Source organism: Xylophilus sp. (assembly GCA_009914555.1).
Taxonomy (GTDB): Bacteria; Pseudomonadota; Gammaproteobacteria; order Burkholderiales; family Burkholderiaceae_C; genus WNDY01.
This window is the reverse complement of the sequence record WNDY01000020.1, coordinates 17,496-36,112: the sequence shown is the minus strand read 5'-3', so window position 1 is coordinate 36,112 and position 18,617 is coordinate 17,496. Positions and strand designations below refer to the sequence as shown.

The 18,617-nt window shown below is 71.8% G+C and carries 18 protein-coding genes and 1 tRNA gene; 13 read left to right on the top strand and 6 right to left on the bottom strand.

Annotated elements, in window-relative coordinates:
- The first annotated feature begins 62 nt into the window (after positions 1-62).
- The 7 genes from GAK38_RS11005 to GAK38_RS10975 all read left to right on the top strand — a co-directional run bounded on the left by GAK38_RS11005 (position 63) and on the right by GAK38_RS10975 (position 6,725).
- Positions 63-1,841, top strand: coding sequence for a nitrite/sulfite reductase (locus GAK38_RS11005; RefSeq protein WP_325344043.1), 1,779 nt, complete (start codon positions 63-65; stop codon positions 1,839-1,841).
- Positions 1,842-1,865: 24 nt separating this feature from the next.
- Positions 1,866-2,246 carry a DUF934 domain-containing protein gene (locus GAK38_RS11000; RefSeq protein ID WP_325344041.1) on the top strand — a complete coding sequence of 127 codons (381 nt, stop codon included), beginning with the start codon at positions 1,866-1,868 and terminating at the stop codon, positions 2,244-2,246.
- Between the two features lie 4 nt (positions 2,247-2,250).
- Complete coding sequence (locus GAK38_RS10995) at positions 2,251-2,871, top strand: phosphoadenosine phosphosulfate reductase domain-containing protein (RefSeq protein ID WP_325344039.1); 621 nt, start codon at positions 2,251-2,253, stop codon at positions 2,869-2,871.
- 36 nt (positions 2,872-2,907) lie between these two features.
- Positions 2,908-3,843 carry a sulfate adenylyltransferase subunit CysD gene (cysD, locus tag GAK38_RS10990; protein WP_325344037.1) on the top strand — a complete coding sequence of 312 codons (936 nt, stop codon included), beginning with the start codon at positions 2,908-2,910 and terminating at the stop codon, positions 3,841-3,843.
- A complete protein-coding gene (locus GAK38_RS10985; RefSeq protein ID WP_325344035.1) occupies positions 3,843-5,237 on the top strand; it encodes a sulfate adenylyltransferase subunit 1 in 1,395 nt (464 codons plus the stop codon). The genes cysD and GAK38_RS10985 overlap by 1 nt, the downstream gene beginning before the upstream one ends.
- A gap of 77 nt (positions 5,238-5,314) precedes the next feature.
- Positions 5,315-5,641 carry a ferredoxin FdxA gene (fdxA, locus tag GAK38_RS10980; protein ID WP_325344033.1) on the top strand — a complete coding sequence of 109 codons (327 nt, stop codon included), beginning with the start codon at positions 5,315-5,317 and terminating at the stop codon, positions 5,639-5,641.
- 7 nt (positions 5,642-5,648) lie between these two features.
- Positions 5,649-6,725: an NAD(P)/FAD-dependent oxidoreductase gene (locus GAK38_RS10975; RefSeq protein ID WP_443089197.1), complete on the top strand. Its 1,077-nt coding sequence runs from the start codon at positions 5,649-5,651 to the stop codon at positions 6,723-6,725.
- On the opposite strand, the gene GAK38_RS10970 is transcribed toward GAK38_RS10975, so the two are convergent.
- Complete coding sequence (locus tag GAK38_RS10970; RefSeq protein WP_325344029.1) at positions 6,707-7,363, bottom strand: hypothetical protein; 657 nt, start codon at positions 7,361-7,363, stop codon at positions 6,707-6,709. The genes GAK38_RS10975 and GAK38_RS10970 overlap by 19 nt on opposite strands.
- A gap of 465 nt (positions 7,364-7,828) precedes the next feature.
- Between GAK38_RS10970 and GAK38_RS10965 the strand changes: the two genes are divergently transcribed.
- Positions 7,829-9,133 carry a purine-cytosine permease family protein gene (locus GAK38_RS10965; protein WP_325344027.1) on the top strand — a complete coding sequence of 435 codons (1,305 nt, stop codon included), beginning with the start codon at positions 7,829-7,831 and terminating at the stop codon, positions 9,131-9,133.
- Here GAK38_RS10965 and thiD read toward each other — a convergent pair.
- Entirely contained in the window at positions 9,084-9,938 is an 855-nt protein-coding gene (thiD, locus tag GAK38_RS10960; RefSeq protein WP_325344025.1) for a bifunctional hydroxymethylpyrimidine kinase/phosphomethylpyrimidine kinase, read from the bottom strand. The genes GAK38_RS10965 and thiD overlap by 50 nt on opposite strands.
- Before the next feature lie 51 nt (positions 9,939-9,989).
- On the opposite strand from thiD, the gene GAK38_RS10955 reads away from it, so the two are divergent.
- From GAK38_RS10955 to GAK38_RS10935, 5 genes are all read left to right on the top strand, one after another.
- Positions 9,990-11,075 carry an FAD-dependent oxidoreductase gene (locus GAK38_RS10955; protein ID WP_325344023.1) on the top strand — a complete coding sequence of 362 codons (1,086 nt, stop codon included), beginning with the start codon at positions 9,990-9,992 and terminating at the stop codon, positions 11,073-11,075.
- Between the two features lie 10 nt (positions 11,076-11,085).
- Positions 11,086-11,283, top strand: coding sequence for a sulfur carrier protein ThiS (gene thiS, locus GAK38_RS10950; protein WP_325344021.1), 198 nt, complete (start codon positions 11,086-11,088; stop codon positions 11,281-11,283).
- A gap of 14 nt (positions 11,284-11,297) precedes the next feature.
- Positions 11,298-12,104: a thiazole synthase gene (locus tag GAK38_RS10945; RefSeq protein WP_325344019.1), complete on the top strand. Its 807-nt coding sequence runs from the start codon at positions 11,298-11,300 to the stop codon at positions 12,102-12,104.
- Positions 12,097-13,011 (top strand): thiamine phosphate synthase, encoded by a 915-nt coding sequence (locus tag GAK38_RS10940; protein ID WP_325344017.1) that lies wholly within the window; start codon positions 12,097-12,099, stop codon positions 13,009-13,011. Before GAK38_RS10945 ends, GAK38_RS10940 begins: the two co-directional genes overlap by 8 nt.
- A gap of 61 nt (positions 13,012-13,072) precedes the next feature.
- Positions 13,073-13,148, top strand: a tRNA-Asn gene (locus GAK38_RS10935).
- Positions 13,149-13,381: 233 nt separating this feature from the next.
- Here the strand turns inward: GAK38_RS10935 and GAK38_RS10930 are convergent.
- From GAK38_RS10930 to GAK38_RS10915, 4 genes are all read right to left on the bottom strand, one after another.
- Positions 13,382-13,630 (bottom strand): GlsB/YeaQ/YmgE family stress response membrane protein, encoded by a 249-nt coding sequence (locus tag GAK38_RS10930; RefSeq protein ID WP_325344015.1) that lies wholly within the window; start codon positions 13,628-13,630, stop codon positions 13,382-13,384.
- 102 nt (positions 13,631-13,732) lie between these two features.
- Complete coding sequence (locus GAK38_RS10925) at positions 13,733-14,176, bottom strand: GNAT family acetyltransferase (RefSeq protein WP_325344014.1); 444 nt, start codon at positions 14,174-14,176, stop codon at positions 13,733-13,735.
- A complete protein-coding gene (locus GAK38_RS10920; protein ID WP_325344012.1) occupies positions 14,173-16,962 on the bottom strand; it encodes a DUF349 domain-containing protein in 2,790 nt (929 codons plus the stop codon). Before GAK38_RS10920 ends, GAK38_RS10925 begins: the two co-directional genes overlap by 4 nt.
- Positions 16,963-17,095: 133 nt before the next feature.
- Positions 17,096-18,568, bottom strand: coding sequence for a DUF748 domain-containing protein (locus GAK38_RS10915; RefSeq protein ID WP_443089196.1), 1,473 nt, complete (start codon positions 18,566-18,568; stop codon positions 17,096-17,098).
- Between the last annotated feature and the right edge of the window lie 49 nt (positions 18,569-18,617).

Sequence of the window (18,617 nt, the reverse complement as noted above, 5' to 3'; positions counted from 1 at the left end):
TCTACAGTCACGTTTCGCCGGGCGGCTGGTGCGGGCCGTCCGCACAGACAAGCAAAGACACGATGTACCAATACACCGAATTCGACCGCCAGTTCGTTCGCCAGCGCGCGGCGCAGTACCGCGACCAGCTCGAACGCTGGCAGGCCGGCAAGATCACCGAGGACGAATTCCGGCCGCTGCGCCTGCAAAACGGCTGGTACGTGCAGCGCTACGCGCCCATGCTGCGCGTGGCCGTGCCCTACGGCGAGATCTCCAGCGCCCAGATCCGCGTGCTGGCCCGCATCGCCCGCGAATACGACGAGCCCGAGGCCGAGGTCTACCGAAACGCCCTGGCCACGCAGGGCGCGCTGGGCACGACCTACCTGCCTTCGCACTATGCGCACTTCACCACGCGCACCAACGTGCAGTTCAACTGGATCCCGCTGTCGAAGTCGGCCGACGTGATGGACCTGCTGGCCTCGGTCGGCATGCACGGCATCCAGACCAGCGGCAACTGCATCCGCAACACCACGACCGACGAGCGCGCCGGCATCGCCGTCGACGAGATCGTCGATCCGCGCCCCTATGCCGAGATTCTGCGCCAGTGGACCACGCTGCATCCGGAGTTCGCCTTCCTGCCGCGCAAGTTCAAGATCGCCGTCTCCGGCGCCGCCGAGGACCGCGCCGCCACCGGCTGGCACGACGTGGGCCTGCACCTGGTGAAGAACGACGCCGGCGAGATCGGCTACCACGTGCTGGTCGGCGGCGGCATGGGCCGCACGCCGGTCATCGGCACCGTGATCCGCGAGTTACTGCCCTGGAACCAGATCATGAACTACCTCGAAGCGGTGGTGCGCGTCTACAACCGCTTCGGCCGCCGCGACAACAAGTACAAGGCCCGCATCAAGATCCTGGTGAAAGCCGAGGGCCAGCGCTACTTCGACGAGGTCGAGGAGGAGTTCCGCCAGATCGTCGAGATCGACGGCGGCCCGCACACCATTCCGCAGGCCGAGTTCGACCGCGTGGCCGCCTCGTTCGTGCCGCCGGCGCTGGCCGCCCGCCCGCCGCGCGATGCCGAGCAGGCCAACGCCGCGCTGCAGCGCCAGGTCGAGTCGAATCCCGCGTTCGCCCGCTGGCTGCAGCGCAATGTGGCCGAGCACAAGAACCCGGCGCTGCGCGCGGTCACGCTGTCGTTCAAGCGCGTGGGCCAGGCGCCCGGCGACGCCTCGGCCGACCAGCTCGACGCGCTGGCCGAACTGGTGGACCGCTTCTCGGCCGGCGAGGCCCGCGTGACCCACGACCAGAACGTGGTGCTGCCCTGGGTGCATGCCGAAGAGCTGTTCGACCTGTGGCAGGCCGCCCGCGACCTGGGCCTGGCCAGTGCCAACGTACACCTGCTGACCGACATGATCGCCTGCCCCGGCGGCGACCTCTGCGCGCTGGCCAACGCCCGCTCGCTGCCGATCGCAGCCGCCATCACCGAGCGCTACCAGGACCTGGACGAACTCGACGACATCGGCGACATCGGTCTGCACATCAGCGGCTGCATCAACTCCTGCGGCCACCACCACAGCGGCCACATCGGCATCCTCGGCGTCGACAAGGACGGCAAGGAGTGGTACCAGGTCACGCTCGGCGGCTCCGACGGCTCCACGCTCTCGGGCGACGCGGTGGCCGGCAAGGTGATCGGCCCGTCGTTCTCGGCGGCCGAGGTGCCCGACGTGATCGAGGCGGTGCTCACCACCTACCGCGACCAGCGTGAATCGGGCGAAACCTTCATCCGCACGCTGCGCCGCGTCGGGCTCGACCCATTCAAGGCCGCGGCCAACGCCGCGCGCATCAAGGTGGCCGAGCCGGCCTGAGCTTGCGCACGCACCACGACAGACATGAAGCTCCTCGCATCCCACGACCACACCCCGCCGGCCGAAGGCGACGCCCGCGTCGTCGCGCTGGCCAACGACGCCGATCCGCTCGCGCTGCCGCTCGAAGGCGTCGAACGCATCGACCTGCATTTCCCGAACTTCACCGACGGCCGGGCCTACAGCCAGGCCTACCTGCTGCGCCGCCGCCGCCGCTTCGCCGGCGATATCCGCGCCACCGGCGACGTGCTGATCGACCAGCTCGTGCAGATGGCGCGCACCGGCTTCAGCTCGGCCGTGTTGAAGGAAGGCGTCGACGCCGCCGACGCGCAGCGCCAGTTCGACCGCTTCCCCGGCTTCTACCAGGGCGACGTGGCGCACCAGCCGCATTTCAAGGCCGCGGCCTGACCCCATGACCATCGACCTCGCCAGGATCAACGCCGACCTCGGCCGCAATGCCCAGGGCCTCGTGGACTGGGCCATCGGCCTGGGCCAGCCGGCCATCGTGACGACCAACTTCCGCCCGTTCGAGGCCGTGATCCTGCATCTGGTCACGCGCGCCCGGCCCGACGTGCCGGTGGTCTGGATGGACAACGGCTACAACACCGAGGCCACCTACCGCTTCGCCGACGAAGTCACGAAGCTGCTGAAGCTCAACCTGAAGATCTATGTGCCGCGCCGCACTCGCGCGCACCGCGAGGCGGTGGACGGCCCGACGCCCGCCATCGACGACCCGCGCCACGCCGCCTTCACCGAGGAGGTGAAGCTGGAGCCTTTCGCCCGCGCCCTGCGCGAGACGGCGCCCCGCGTCTGGTTCACCGCGCTGCGCGCCAGCGACACGGCGGTGCGCGCGCAGATGGAGCCGGTCAGCCTCAACCCCGACGGCCTGATCAAGGTCGCGCCGCTGCTGCACTGGTCGTCCAAGGACCTGCACGACTACGGCAAGGCCCACGGCCTGCCCAACAACTTCGACTACGTGGACCCGACCAAGGCCGAGGACAACCGCGAATGCGGCCTGCACCTCGCGCACTGATGGCCCCCACTCCGCAACGCCTCCATACCCGCCCCGATGAACGCCCGCATCGACACTCCGCCCGAACTGCACCAGCTCAGCAACGCCCACCTCGACGCCCTCGAAGAGGAAGGCATCTTCATCCTGCGCGAGGTGGCCGCGGCCTTCGAGCGCCCGGCCGTGCTTTTCTCGGGCGGCAAGGACTCCCTGGTGCTGCTCAAGCTCGCCGAGAAGGCGTTCGGCACGGGCCGCCCGCCGTATCCGCTGTTGATGATCGACACCGGCCACAACTTTCCCGAGGTGACCGGCTTTCGCGACCGGCGCGCGCAGGAACTCGGCGCCGAACTGATCGTGCGCAACGTCGAGGACTCCATCCGCCGCGGCACGGTGCGCCTCGCGCGCCCCGACGAATCGCGCAACGTGCACCAGTCGGTCACGCTGCTCGAAGCGATCGAGGAGTTCCGCTTCGACGCGCTGGTCGGCGGCGCCCGCCGCGACGAGGAGAAGGCCCGCGCCAAGGAGCGCATCTTCAGCCACCGCGACAGCTTCGGCCAGTGGCAGCCCAAGGACCAGCGGCCTGAACTCTGGACGCTGTTCAACACGCGGCTTGCGCCCGGCGAGCACTTCCGCGTGTTCCCGATCAGCAACTGGACCGAGATCGACGTCTGGCAGTACATCGACCGCGAGGCCATCGCCCTTCCCTCGATCTACTACACCCACCGCCGCGAGGTGGTGGAGCGGCGCGGCCTGCTGGTGCCGGTCACGCCGCTGACGCCGCCGCGCGAGGGCGAAACGGTCGTCACGCGCGACGTGCGCTTCCGCACCGTGGGCGACATCACCTGCACCTGCCCGGTGCCGAGCACGGCCGCCAGCGCGGCCGACATCGTGGTCGAGACGCTCGCGGCCGAGGTCAGCGAGCGCGGCGCCACCCGCATGGACGACAAGACATCCGACGCTTCGATGGAAAAGCGCAAGAAGGACGGTTATTTCTGATGAGCAGCAGCACCCTCACCTCTCCCGTATCCGCCGCGCCGGCGCATGAGGACCACGCGGCCGCGCTGCGCTTCATCACCTGCGGCAGCGTCGACGACGGCAAGAGCACGCTGATCGGCCGCCTGCTCGTGGACAGCCGCGCCGTGCTGCAGGACCACCTGGCCGGCGTGCAGCGCTCCGGCGAGACCGACCTCGCATTGCTGACCGACGGCCTCTCCGCCGAGCGCGAGCAGGGCATCACCATCGACGTGGCCTACCGCTACTTCGCCACCGAGACGCGCAAGTTCATTATCGGCGACGCGCCGGGCCACGAGCAGTACACCCGCAACATGGTCACCGCCGCCTCGGGTGCCGACGCCGCCGTGGTGCTGGTCGATGCGACCAAGCTCGACTGGAAAAACCCCGGCCTCGCGCTGCTGGCCCAGACCCGCCGCCATGCGCTGCTGGTGCACCTGCTGCGCGTGCCCTCGCTGGTGTTCGCGGTCAACAAGCTCGACGCGGTAGAAGACGCGGCACTCGCCTTTACCCACATCGCCGGCGCGCTGGAGGCGTTCGCCGCAGCCGCCGGCATCACCGTGCGCGCCACCGTGCCCGTCTCGGCGCTGAAGGGCTGGAACGTGGTCGACGCCAAGCCGGGCTGGGCCGGCTACGAAGGACCCGGTCTGCTGCAGCTGCTCGAACAGCTGCCGGCCACGCCGGCCGACATGGCCCAGCCCTTCGCCTTCCCGGTGCAATGGGTCGAGAAACCTGCCGCCCCCACGCTTGTCGCTTCGCGTACTGCGCTGCCCCCCGAGGGGGCCGCGGGTGCGCTTGGGCGCGGCCCGGCGCCGCACCCGGCCTCGTCCTCCAGCGACACCTCGCAGGGCCGCCGCGTGTTCTGGGGCCGTGTGGCCGCGGGTACGGTCGCGCCGGGCCAGGAGATCACCGTGTTCCCGGGCGGCAGGACGGCCACCGTGGCCCAGGTGCTGGACACCGTGCGCCGCCCAGGCACGGTCGAAGCCGGCCACAGCGCCGGCATCGTGCTGGACCGCGAACTCGACGTGTCGCGCGGCGACTGGCTGCGGGCGCCCGGCGCCATCGCGCCGCAGCGAGGAATACTGGCGACAGTAGCATGGCTGGACGACGCACAGCTGCTGGCTGGCCGCACATACTGGGCACTGCATGGGCACCGCTGGGTCAAGGCCCGCGTCAAGCGCGTGCTGCACCGCGTGGACATCAACACGCTGGCCCAAGAGCCTGCAGCCGAACTGCCGGCCAATGCCATCGGCCATGTGGAACTGGCCTTCCAGGAGCCGCTGGCCGTGCTGCCGTTCGCCCAGGCCCGCACGCTGGGCTCGCTGATCCTCGTGGACACCGCCAGCCACCGCACGGCCGGCGCCGTGCTCGTCGCCTGAATCCGGCCCATCTGCAAAACCCTGTGGGGGGCACGCTCTAAAATAGCGGGTTCTCCCCCGATCAAGCCGCTTCCCTCATGACTCACGTCGTCACCGAGAACTGCATCAAGTGCAAATACACCGATTGTGTGGATGTCTGCCCCGTGGACTGCTTCCGCGAAGGCCCGAACTTCCTCATCATCGATCCGGACGAGTGCATCGACTGTGCGGTCTGCATCCCCGAATGCCCGGCCAACGCCATCTATGCCGAGGAAGACGTGCCGGCCGACCAGATCGCGTTCATCAAGATCAACGCCGAGCTGTCGGCTGCCGGCTGGAAGAGCATCACCAAGCGCAAGGCCTCGCTGCCCGACGCCGACGAATGGAACGGCAAGCCCGGCAAGATCGCCGACCTGATCCGCTGATCCTCCCCTGCGCGTGACCGGCACCGCCCAGCCCATCGAGACCGACGCGGCCATCATCGGCGCCGGCCCGGTCGGGCTGTTCCAGGTGTTCCAGCTCGGCCTGCACGAAGTCCACGCGCATGTGGTCGACGCCCTGCCCCATGTGGGCGGCCAGTGCGCCGAGCTCTATCCCGACAAGCCCATCTACGACATCCCCGGCATCGCGGCCTGCACCGGCCGCGAGCTGGCCCGGCGCCTGCAGGCCCAGGCCGCACCGTTCGCGCCGACCTGCCATCTGGGCCAGGAAGTGGCCGGCTTCACGCCGCAGCCGGACGGCCGCTTCCTGCTCGAAACCACGCGCGGCACGCGCCTGCTGGCGCGCAACGTGGTCGTGGCCGCCGGCGTCGGCGCCTTCGTGCCGCGGCAGCTCAAGGTCGAGGGGCTGGACGCCTTCACCGGAACGCAGCTGCTCTACCGCAGTGACGACCCGGCCGCCCTGGCGGGCCGGCAGGTCGTGATCTACGGCGGCGACGACATCGCCCTGGGCCACGCGATCGCGCTGGCCGAAGCCACGGCCGATCGCCGCCCCGCCGCGGTGACCGTGGTGTTCCGCCGCGACGTCTTCCAGGCCGAGCCGGCCGCCGCCGCGGTCTTCCAGGCACTGCGCGACGCGGGCCGCGTGGCCGTCGTCGCGGGCCAGATCACCGCCCCCGAATCACGGGATGGCCGGCTGGCGGCGCTTCGCATCGCCGGACCCGACGGCGGCGAACGCCGGCTCCCGGCCGACGTGCTGGTCGTGGCGCTCGGCCTTTCGCCGCGGCTCGGGCCGATCGCCGGCTGGGGCTTGGCGCTGGAACGCAAGCAGCTGCCGGTGGACACCGCCACTTTCGCCACCGCCATGCCCGGCGTGTTCGCCGTGGGCGACATCAACACCTACCCGGGCAAGCGCAAGCTGATCCTCTGCGGCTTTCACGAAGCCACGCTCGCGGCCTTTGCCATCGCCGACCGGCTGTTTCCCGAACGCCGCGCGCCGCTGCAGTACACGACCACTTCGACGCGTCTGCACGCGCTGCTCGGCCAGGGCGGTCAGAAGGTCGAGCGGTAGTACACCATCGGGCCGCCGCGCTTGCTGCGCAGCACCAGCTTGGCCCCGCTGTTCATCTGGAAGCCCACGGCGCCGAGTTCCGGCGCGATGCCGCGGCCGCGGGCGCGCGAGAACTGCGTCTCGACCCGGGCCGAATAGGTGGTGGCACCGCTGTCGCCGAACGCGCTGCCGCGCGTGTGGACCAGTGTGTACGCATCGGGCTCCGGATGGAGGCGCCGCCAAGCGGCGATGTCGATGCGATGGCCGCTCGCCGGCGCCGAGCGCCAGCGCAAGCCCAGGTCCAGCGCGGGTTCGACGCGGCGGTAGTGCAGCGTCGCGGCATCCGCCCCGGCCGCGGGCGAGGTCACGCCCATCGCCACGCCGACGCCGTGCTGCCGTGCATCGGCCGTCCAGCCGGAGAGTTCGATGCGCGTGGAGGCCAGGCTGCCCGAGGCAGCCGCGTCGCGCATGGCCTGCGAGCCTTCGGCAGGCCGGCGCGGGGCCTGCTCCGACAGCGCGGCGCGCTCCCATTGGATGCGGGTCGCCTGCTGCGTCTGCGGTGCCGCCTGGACTGCCAGCGCCACCGTCTCGCCCCAGCCGCCGTCGGCCCAGCAGGCCGGCGCGGCCGCGGCCATCGCGCACCAGACGCCGTACCGCACGACATGGCGCGGGGATCGCCGTCCCTGCGGATGCCGCGGCGCGGCGGCGGTCCCTGGCCGCAACGGGGCGGTGCAAACAGGCTCGCAGCGGGTCGGGGCGGCACGCATGGACTTGGAATCTCGGTGGCGTCGCCTGCGATTTCAAGCCAAACGGCCCTGCCCCCGGTGTCGGACTCCGATGATTCACCTGTGGGCACCTGCCGACACATGGGTTGACGCAGCACAGCGGGGCATGCGGGACCACGCCGGTACAATAGGCCGGTCCGCGCCCCAGGTGCGGTCGTGCTGGGGGTGCCGGGCCTGCTTGCGGGCCCGGCTGAGATCACACCCTTTGAACCTGAAGAGTTAATCCTCGCGCAGGGAAGCAGGCCCGGACCGGGCGCGTTCTCCACCGCATGCCGCCGCATGCCGTCCCGGCCCCCGTCGTTCGCTCCTCCTGCTTGCGCCTGCAAAGACGGAGCCGACATGCCAACATCCACCTCCCCCGCCAACGCGGCGCTCGCGCCGGTGCCGGCCGAGCAGCGCGTCTTCGGCTGGAACACGCATGCCGCGCTCTGGTTCAGCCTGGGCGTGGGCCTGCTGGTGATGCAGGTCGGCGCCTACCTGGTGCCGGCCGTGGGAACGCGCGAAGCGGCCGCTGCCATCCTGGCCGGCTCGGCCCTGGGCGCGGCGCTGCTGGGCTGGACCGCGCGCATCGCCTGCACCAGCGGCCTCTCCAGCGCGGGCCTGATGCACGCTGCCTACGGCAGCGCGTTCGCCCGGCTGCCGGTGGTGCTCAACATCGTGCAGCTCGTCGGCTGGACCACGTTCGAGATCGTCGTCATGCGCGACGGTACGGCGGCCATCGCGCAGCGGGCCTTCGGCCTCGGCGGCGCGACGGTGGCCGCCACGCTGCTCTGGGGCGCGGTGCTGGTGGCACTGCTCGGTGGCTCGATGCTCGGGCTGGTGCGCCGCTTCGTCGGACGCTTCGGGCTGCCGCTGGTCGTGGTGTCGCTGGCCTGGCTGAGCTGGCAGTTCGCCCAGGTGCTGGCGCAGCAGGATGGGGGCGCGTTCTGGCGGCACGGCGGCGACGGCAGCATGGGCATGCTCTCGGCCATCGACCTGGTGGTCGCCATGCCGGTGTCGTGGCTGCCGCTGGTGGCCGACTATGCGCGGCATGGCAGGTCGGCCCGTGGCGCCTTCGGCGGCACCTGGCTCGGCTACCTGGTCGCCAACGTCTGGTGCTACGGCCTGGGGGTGCTGGTGGCCAGCGTGTCGGCGCCCGGCACCGAGCTGGTCGCGGCCCTGCTGCTGGCCCAGGGCGGGCTGGTGGCGCTGGGGCTGATCCTCATCGACGAACTCGACAATGCCTACGGCGATGTGTATTCGGGCTCGGTCTCGGCCCACAGCCTGCTGCCGCGCTGGAGCGTCCGACGCTGGGGTCTGCTGCTGGCGGTGCTGTGCACCGGACTCGCGCTGGCGCTGCCGATGCACAGCCTGGAGCCGTTCCTGCTGCTGAGTTCGGTCTTCGTGCCGCTCTATGGCGTGATCCTCGGACGGCTCGGCGCCGGCGCGGCCGCGGCGCCCTCGGCCGAACGCCGCACCGACTGGCGCGCTGCCGCGCTGTGGATCGGCGGCATCGCGCTCTACCACGCACTGGCGCGCTGGGCGCCGGGCTGGGGCGCGGCATTGCCGACCCTGGCGGTGACTTTCGTGCTGGCGCGGGCGACGCGCCGAGCGCCTAGCCCGCCGCCACTTTCCGCTGTGGCAGCGGCGCGTGCCCATGGTTGAGCGGACCATGGCCCCGGCCCGTCAGCACGTCGGCCCCCGCTGCGATGGCGCGAAGTATGTAACCACGGCCGGCTTGTACCGCCGGCTCCAGGCCCATACCCCCGCCCAGATGCGCAGCGATGGCCGACGACAGCGTGCAGCCGGTGCCGTGCACGTTCTCGCTGGCGATCCGCGGGGACGCCAGCCGCAGGCGCGCGCCGCCGGCCTGCGCGAGCACGTCGGTCACCTCATCGCCCGGCAGGTGTCCGCCCTTGACCAGCACCGCGCGTGCGCCGAGCGCGAGCAGGCCGTCGGCCGCCGCATCGAGCGCCTGCGCGTCGGGAATGGCGCGGTCCAGCAGCAGCGCGGCCTCGTCGAGGTTCGGCGTGACCAGCGCCACGCGCGGGAACAGCTCGCGCACCAGCACGGCCACCGTCTCCTCGGCGATCAGCCGGTCGCCGCTGGTGGCGACCATGACCGGGTCGAGCACCACGTTGGACAGGCCGTGGCGGTCGATGGCCTCGGCCACCACGCGCACGATCCCGGGGCTCGCCAGCATGCCGATCTTGACCGCGTCGACGCCGATGTCCCCGGCCACCGCGTCGATCTGCGCGCGCACCGTCTCGGGCGGGATGCCGTGGATGCCGTGCACGCCCAGCGTGTTCTGCGCGGTGATCGCGGTGATGGCCGTCATGCCGTAGCCGCCGAGCGCGGCGAAGGTCTTGAGGTCGGCCTGGATGCCGGCGCCGCCGCCGCTGTCGGAGCCGGCGATGGACAGCAGCCGCACATAGCGCTGCGCGCCGGCCTGCGCGTGGGAATTCGTCATGGTGAAAATTATGGGCGATGCATGGCGTCGTCCTGAGCCGATCAGAAAAAGATGAGCAGCAGCATCCCACCCACCTCCTTCACCCTCCTCGGCGCCGGCCTCATGGGCCGGCTGCTGGCGCTGGCGCTGGCGCGCGACGGCCACCAGGTCACCGTGCATGACGCCGGCGGACCCGACGCCGACGGCGCCGCCGCCCGCGTGGCCGCAGCCATGCTCGCGCCGCTGGCCGAATCGGCCATCACCGAGCCGGGCGTCGTGCGCATGGGCCGCTACGCGCTGGAACGCTGGCCGCAGCTGCTGGCGCAGCTCGACGCGCCGGTCTTCTTCCAGCGCAACGGCACGCTGATCGTCTGGCACCGGCAGGACGCGGCCGAGGCGGCGCGCCTGCAGCGGCAGCTGGAGCACAACCAGCAGCGCATTCCCGGGCTACCGGCATTGAAGGCGCTTGACGGGGTATGCCTTGCCAACGCAGAGCCTGCACTCGCTGGCCGATTCAACCGTGGGGTGTATCTGCCGGACGAAGGCCAGCTCGACAACCGGCAGCTGCTGTCCGCCCTGCTCGTCACGCTGCGGCGGCTGGGCGTGGCGCTGCACTGGAACAGCCCGCGCACGCCGGAGGATTTCGCCGCCGATGCACCGGGCTGGCTGATCGATTGCCGCGGCCTGGGCGCACGGGGCGCATGGAAGGACCTGCGCGGCGTCCGTGGCGAGGTCGCCCGCGTGCATGCACCCGAGGTCACGCTGCAGCGGCCCACGCGGCTGGTGCATCCGCGCTACCCGATCTACATCGCGCCGAAGGAAGACCACCTGTTCGTCATCGGCGCGACCGAGATCGAGTCCGACGACCTGTCGCCGCCGTCCGTGCGCTCCACGCTCGAACTGCTGAGCGCCGCCTATGCGGTGCACAGCGGCTTCGCCGAAGCGCGCATCGTCGAGATCGCAACCCAGGCCCGCCCCACGCTGCCGGACAACCTGCCGGCCATCCGGCGCATCGGCCCGCGGCGGCTGCAGGTCAACGGCCTCTACCGCCACGGCTTCATGATCTCGCCGGCGCTGCTGGACGCCACGCTCGACGTCATCGCCACCGGCGCCACGCCGCATGCCCAGGCATGGCAGCTGCGCATCGAAGAAGCTTGAGAGACCGCCCATGAACGTTGTCATCAACCAGGCACCGCACGACCTGCCGGACGGCGCCACCGTCGCCGACGCCATCGCGCGCATCGCGGCCAGGCCGCCGTTCGCCGTCGCGGTCAATACCACCTTCGTGCCGCGCACCCGCCATGCCGTGCATACGCTGCACGACGGCGACCGCGTCGAAATCATCGCGCCCGTGACGGGCGGCTGAACCTTCCGCAAAGCATGAGTACCGCATCCACCGACCCCCTCGTCCTCTATGGGCAAACCTTCCAGAGCCGGCTGCTGCTCGGCACCGCGCGCTATGCCTCCCCGGCCGTACTCGAAGCCGCGGTGCGGCGCGCCCGGCCGGCCATGCTGACCGCATCGCTGCGCCGCCAGGGCAGCAACCCGGCCGAATCGGGCAGCGGCTTCTGGGAGCTGCTGAGAAAGCTCGGCGTGCCCGTGCTGCCCAACACCGCTGGCTGCCACGGCATCCAGGAAGCGGTCGCCACTGCGCAGATGGCGCGCGAAGTGTTCGACACGCCCTGGATCAAGCTCGAACTCATCGGCGACGACTACACCCTGCAGCCCGACACGCTCAACCTGGTCGAGGCCGCACGGCTGCTGGTCAACGACGGCTTCCAGGTGCTGCCCTACTGCACCGAGGACCTCGTGCTCTGCCAGCGCCTGGTCGATGTGGGCTGCCAGGCCGTGATGCCCTGGGCCGCGCCCATCGGCACCGGCCGCGGGCCGGTCAACCCGTATGCGCTGCAGATGCTGCGCGAGCGGCTCGACGTGCCCCTGCTGGTCGATGCCGGGCTCGGCCTGCCGTCGCATGCCTGCCAAGTCATGGAATGGGGCTACGACGGCGTGCTGCTCAACACCGCGGTGGCCCTGGCCCAGGATGCCGTGGCCATGGCTGGCGCATTCGCCGACGCCGTGGCCGCCGGCCGTGCGGCCTTCCGTGCCGGCGCCATGGCGGCGCAGGGCAGCGCCCAGCCCAGCACGCCGGTGCTCGGCACCCCTTTCTGGCACCACGACCATGACTGATCCGGACATTGGCGAGCTGGCCGCAGCCATCGTCGAAGCACACAGCGGCCGCTTCGGCAGCGGCTGGGAACTGTTGCCCGCACCGCCAGCGCAGTCCGACGCGCCGGTCTACCGCGCCGCACTGCAGGCCTGCAGCGCCCTGGGCTTCATCCCGATCGACGCCGAAGTGCTGGCCCGGGCCTGGCAGCGCCGCAGCGAGCGCACCGGCCGCTTCGACCCCGCGGCCTGGCCCGATGCGCCGCAGGACTTCGGCCTGCGCGATCCGGCGACCCTGCGCACCGACGGCTTCCCGGCCTGCCCGCAGTCGCTCGGCCTCTATGCCGTGCTGCCGGACGCAGCCTGGGTCGGCCGCATGGCCCGCGCCGGCGTGCCGACCGTGCAGTTGCGCTTCAAGTCGGACGATGCCGAAGCCGTGAAGCGCGAAGTCGAGGCCGCGATCGCAGCCGTCGCCGGCACCGGCGCGCAGCTCTTCATCAACGACCACTGGCGCACTGCCATCGCAGCCGGCGCCTGGGGCGTGCACCTCGGCCAGGAAGACCTGGACGCGCTCACGCCGACCGAACTGGCCGTGCTGCGCGCCAGCGGCGTGCGGCTGGGCGTGAGCACGCACGGCTATGCCGAGATGCTGCGGGCCGATGCGGTGGCGCCGAGCTACGTCGCGCTGGGCGCGGTCTTCCCGACGACGCTCAAGCGCATGCCCACCGCGCCGCAGGGCGTAGGCCGGCTCGCGGCGTATGCGCGGCTGCTGTCGCACTACCCGCTGGTAGCCATCGGCGGCATCGACCTGCCGCGCTTCTCCGAGATCAAGGCCACGGGCGTCGGCTCGATCGCCGTGGTCCGCGCGCTGGTGGCGGCGGACGACCCGGAAGCGGCGGCTGCACAGCTGCAGGCCGCCCTGGCTTCGTGAACGAAAAAGCCGCCGGCCGCATCGGACCGCGTTTATTCCGTGTATATAATTGAAGGCTTGTTCCTCGATAGCTCAGTCGGTAGAGCGCCGGACTGTTAATCCGTAGGTCCCTGGTTCGAGCCCAGGTCGAGGAGCCACAACGAAGCAGCGCCCGGGGCAACGCCAGTCAGGTTAAAAAGGGAACGTGTTGAACACGTTCCCTTTTTCCTTGGCACGGCCCGGCGTAGGTGTACCAAAGGAATGCCAGCCAGCGCGTTACTGACCGGCACTGCGCACTGGCCGGACTCCAAGATATTTAAGGGGTATGCATCTGATGCGCACTGTATTCAAGCGCCTCATGCACATACCCCCGGCCTGGCATCAGCCGGGACTACTTCTTGCGCACCACCTGCACGATGAACAGCAGCACGATGGCGCCGACCACCGAGGCGATCCAGCCTGCCGGCTGGCCCGCGGCGTACCAGCCGGCCGCCTGTCCCACGTAGCCGGCCAGCAGCGAGCCGGCAATGCCCAGCAAGATGGTCCAGATCCAGCCGAGTTTGTCGTCGCCGGGCTTGATGGCCCGTGCGATCAGGCCCACGATGAAACCGACGATGATCGTGCCGATGAAGGAAAACATGCGCGAATCTCCTGTTGAGGATGCGGATTGGACAAGGCAGCAGTGCGCACCATAACCGAAGATCGTGGCGACCGGCAGCAGGCATGCCGCGCGGCACGACGTTCAATCATCGGGAATCAGCCGCTTGCCCAGGCCGGTTGCGCCATCGGGCGCGAAGCCGAGCTTGTCGTAAAACGCGATCACGCCCAGGTTGGTGCCGCGCACCTGCACGTTGATCTTGGGGCAGCCCAGCGCCAGCAGTAGGCGCTCGGCCTCGGCCATGAGGCGCCGGCCGATGGCCAGGCCCTGCCGCTCGGGCGCCACGGCCAGGTAGTAGACCCAGCCGCGGTGGCCGTCGTAGCCGGTCATCGCACTGCCGACCACCGCGCCGTCGAGCGTGGCGACGAGGAACAGCTCCGGCTGCACCGTGCGCTTGCGGGCGATGTCGCGCTGCGGATCGTTCCACGGCCGCACCAGCCCGCAGGCATGCCACAGCGCGATGACGGCAGACTCGTCCGCGTCGGCGAACGAGCGGATGGCAAGGCCGGCCCCGGTCGCCGCCGTCATTTCCTGAGCAGCACCTTGAGGGCCGCCTGGAGTCGTCGCGCCTGACCTGCGCTGCTCGGGCTGGCCAGCACGCGGGCCGTGTCCTGGCCCCAGGTCTCGGCCGGCTGCGGGTCGTTGCGGCGGGTCAGCAGCTGGAGCTGCAGCGCGCGGCGCGCGCCGACCTGCTCGGCCGGCGTGGGAACCTCGGCCGCGATTTCCAGGCGCAGCAGGGCTTCGCCGGCCTCGCCCTCGGGAGCGCGGGACAGCGCCTGTGTCCACGACGCGCGCACGGCCGGGGCCACGCGGCCGCCGAGGTCCTGCGCGCCCGGCACCTCCTCGGCGTTGCGGTGTTCCCACGCGCCGAGCAGCTGCGTCAGCGCCTCGCCATGGGCCTGGGCCGCGAGCTTGCGCAGGGCGGACTGGGCATGCTCGAGCGCATCGCGCTGGGCGCGGAAGGCGGCGTCGCCCAGGCGCGGGCCGCGGTCCTCGCGCGGCGGACGGTCCCCGAAGCGGCCGCCGCGGTCGTTCGGGCCGCCGCCGCGGCGGTCGCCGAACTTGCCGCCGCGCGCGGGCGCGGCCTGCGCGTCCTTCCTGCTGCCCGGGCGGTCGTCGCCGCGCACGGCGACCACGCGCCTGGCCGCAACCGGCGCGGGCGCAGCGGCCTCGAGCGCAGCGTCCGCAGCGCGGGAGCCGGTATCGGCCGTGGCCGATGCGTCGGCGCCGCCGTCCGGCGCGACCAGGTCGGCGCCGGGTGCGGCGGCCGGCGCCGGCAGCGGCGCGGGCTGGTCCTCCGCCGGCGTGCCGGCGGGCTCGCCGCTCTCGCTGAACTCGGCGGCGGCAGCCTGCTCGGCCGCACGGGCGAAGGCATCGCCGGCCGGCGCTGCGGGCGCGCCCACGGCCTGGCCGCGCAGCGCGGCTTCGAGCGCGGCCACGGCCACGCGGATCTGCTGGGCGTCGCCGGTGGCGTTGGCGGCTTCGAGCGCCCTGGAGGCGTCGAGCACGGCGCGGTCGCGCGCGCTGATCTCGCCGACCGTCTTCTCGCGCTCGGCGGTCTTGCGGTTGAAGGCGTCGTCGATCGGCTTGCGGAAGGCGTCCCAGAGCTTCTGCTCCTGGCGGCGGTCCAGCGGCACCGACTGGGCCTCGGCCTGCCAGCGCTGCTGGAGGTTCTTGACCGCGTCGATGCGCAGGGCGGGCGCCGCACCGATGGCTTCGGCTTCGGCGATCAGCGCCTGCCGGCGCTCCAGACTGACCTTCTGCGCGGCTTCGAGCGGCGCGGCGGCTTCGCCGATCACCTGCTTCCACTGCTGCTGCAGGTCGGCGAAGATCTTCTCGCCGACGTGGCCGCCTTCGCGCCAGCGGCTGCCGAACTGCTGCAGCGCCCGGTGAATGCCCTTCCAGTCGGTCGAGCCGGCCTGGGCCGCGGCCCAGGCACGCACCTCGTCGATCAGCGCGACGCGCCGGGCCTTGTGCTCGGCCGTCTCGCTCTTGATCTTGTCGAGCCAGGCCTCGACGACCTTGTGGGCCTGGTTGCAGGCTTCGTCGAAGCGTTTCCACAACGCGTGGTTGGGTGTGGCGCCGCCCTGGTCGACCTTCTTCCACTGCTCGCGCAGGGCGCGCAGGCTTTCCTGCATCTTGCGGCCGCCGAGCGACTGGTCCTCGGGGCGGTTGAGCAGGGCCTCGGCCTTGGCGATCAGATCCTCGCGGACCTTGTCGGCGCTCCAGCGCTGCCAGCCTTCGAGTTCGCCGGCGGCAACCAGCGCGGTGTGCACCTGGTGCTCCAGCGCGTCGTCGATGTGGCGGCCGTGGTCCTTGAGCACGGCGCGCAGCGCGGCGGCCGCACCGGCGCTGGCCTTGCCGTGGCCTTCGGCGGTTTCCTGTTCGAGCCTGGCGAGCGCCTCGCGCACGGCGGCGACGGCCTTCTCGCGCACAGCCGGGTCGACCGGCGCGCGCGGGCCGCGGGCCGGCCGGGCGGCGGCGCCTTCGGCCCCTGCGGCTGCTGCGGCGTCGACCGCGGCCGCAGCCGGCGCGCCGCCCCGGGCGACAGTGATCTCGTCGGCCCAGACGGGCACGGCCGGCAGCGGGGCGGCGGCATCCTCGGCCGCGGCGGCGGCTTGGCCAATGGCGAGCTGGAAGGCGTCCCAGACGACCAGCAGCTGGCCGCGCGAGGCGTCGAGCAGTGGCGGGAAGCGCGCCTCGACGCTGGCCCAGTGAGCGTCGCCGGTGATCTCGGCGGCCTGGTCCTGCCAGCGCTGCACGTCGGCGCGCAGCTGCTCCAGCGCGGCCTGGGCGTCGCGCCAGGGCTTGGTGGAGAGCACCTCGATGCGCTGGGCCAGCAGCACGGCGGCCTCGCGCTGGACCTGCACGCGGTGCTGCAGGTCCTCGATGACCTTCACGCGGTCGGCCAGCCGGGTCTTCAATGCCGACAGCGGCTCGCGCGACAGCGGCGCGCCGGCGCGGGCGGCGTCGCGCTGCCAGGCCAGGGCGTCGGCGATGTTGAGCTTGGGCGCGTCGAGCAGGGCCTGGGCGCGGGCGGCCCATTCGGCGGCGATGGCTTCCTGGCCGCGGGCGCGCTTGAGTTCGTCGAGGCGCTCGCGCACCGGGCGGGCGGCACCCTTGTCGCGGTGGCTCAGGTCCCTGAACACTTCCTGGAGCTGTTCGGGCGTGGGGTTGGTCGCCAGCCAGTCGCGGATGCGGGCGGCGCGCTCGCCGGAGGTGGCTGCCGAGAACGCGCCGCCGGTCAGGGCGTCGAGCGGGTGCGCGTCTGCGGCTTTGGACGACGACGGTTGGTGATCGGGCGTATCGGACATCTGGTGTGTTCTTGGCTGAAAGTGGAGCCGGCCGGGCGGCGGCGGGGCAGGCAAAGGGGCTATTTTCACCGGGTTTGGCCCGGTCCGCGGCGGAGGTACCCGAGCGCGACGCTCAGGCCCGCTTGCGACGCGGTCAGGAGGCTTCGAGGTTCAGTTCGGCATGCGGCTTCCAGCCGCCTTCGGCCGGCACGTCGGCCCGCGGCGCGCCCAGGAACAGGCGCGAGGCCGGCAGCTGCCGCCCGGCGAGGTAATCGCGCACGGCCACGCCGCGGGCCACGGCCAGTTCGCGCATGGCGGCCTCGGGCACGGCGATGTCGGCCAGCAGCAGCGCCTCCATCTCGGGCACCGGCAGGTCCTTGGGCCAACCGACGGCGTTGCGCGGCTTCCTGATGTCGGCGCGGCCATAGGCCTCCTTGAGCAGCGCCGGATATTCCGCCGCGGTGAAGGGCGCGACCTCGTCGGCGGCCCGGGCGCCGCCGCTGCGGGCGGCGCGGCGTTTTTCGGCCTGGACCAGGGCGTCGAGCCGGGCGCGTTTCCAGCCGTCGCGCTCGGCTCCGGGGCTGGCCAGGCCGATGACGGTGAGCCGCAGCGCTGGCCGGTCGGCCAGGGCCCAGGCCACCTTGTCGAGCTGCTCCTTCGCCGCCGCGTCAAGCGTGGCGCGTCCCGGCGCGAAGGCGACGTCGCCGCCGCGACCGTCGCTGTCGCCGCCGCCGATGGCGCTGGCCAGCAGCGAGAACGGTGCGGTCACCGCCTTGACGATCAGGTTGCCCAGCGCCTTGAAGACCACTGCGGCAATGCTGAACTGCGGGTCGTTGAGCGAGCCGCTGATCGGCAGGTCCACGTCGATCACGCCGTTGCGGTCGGCCAGCAGCGCTGTGGCCAGGCGCACCGGCAGGCTGGCCGGCGCGCCAGCCACCTCGTCGCCGAACTTCAGCTGGTTGAGCACCAGCCGGTTGCGCGCGGTGAGCCGGCCGTCGGGCTCGACCTGGTAGGCCACGTCCATGCTGAGCTTGCCGCGTTCGATGCCGTGGCCGGCGTACTTGACCGTATAGGGCGACAGCGGCGGCAGTTCCAGGTCGCGCACCTTGCCGACGATGTCGAGCGCCAGCGGCTGGGCCAGCGGGTTCAGGCGGCCGGTCACTTCGAGCGAGGCAGTGCCCTCGGCACGGCCACGCAGTTCCAGCGCCGCCATCTGCGGCGGCTGGCCGGCGGCTGTCTCGGAAGAGAAGGAGTCGAGCGTGCCGCTCAGTGCGGTCAGGTCGGCCGAGTAGTTGGGCTGGATGAAGCGGTCGGAGAAGTTGACCCGGCCGTTGGCGACGGTGACCGGGCCGAAGCGGATCCTCGGCGACGGGCCGGCCGCGGCCGGCGGCGGCGTGGACGCCGCTCCCTGCCCCGCCGGCGTCCGGGCCGAGGACTTGACCAGGTTCTGGAGGTTGATGCGCCCGTTCTCCTGCACCACGAGGCGGGCGAAGAAGTCCGACAGCGCGGTCTCGCGGACCTCCACCTGCGTGGCCCGGCCGGGGGCCAGCGCCAGCCGCAGGCCGCGCAGGCCGAGCGACTTCCACTGCAGCAGATCCTCGCCACGGCCCGATTCGGCCTGGGCCACGGCCCCGTGCCAGTGGCCTGGGCGGCCTCGGCGGTGGGCGCACTGCGCA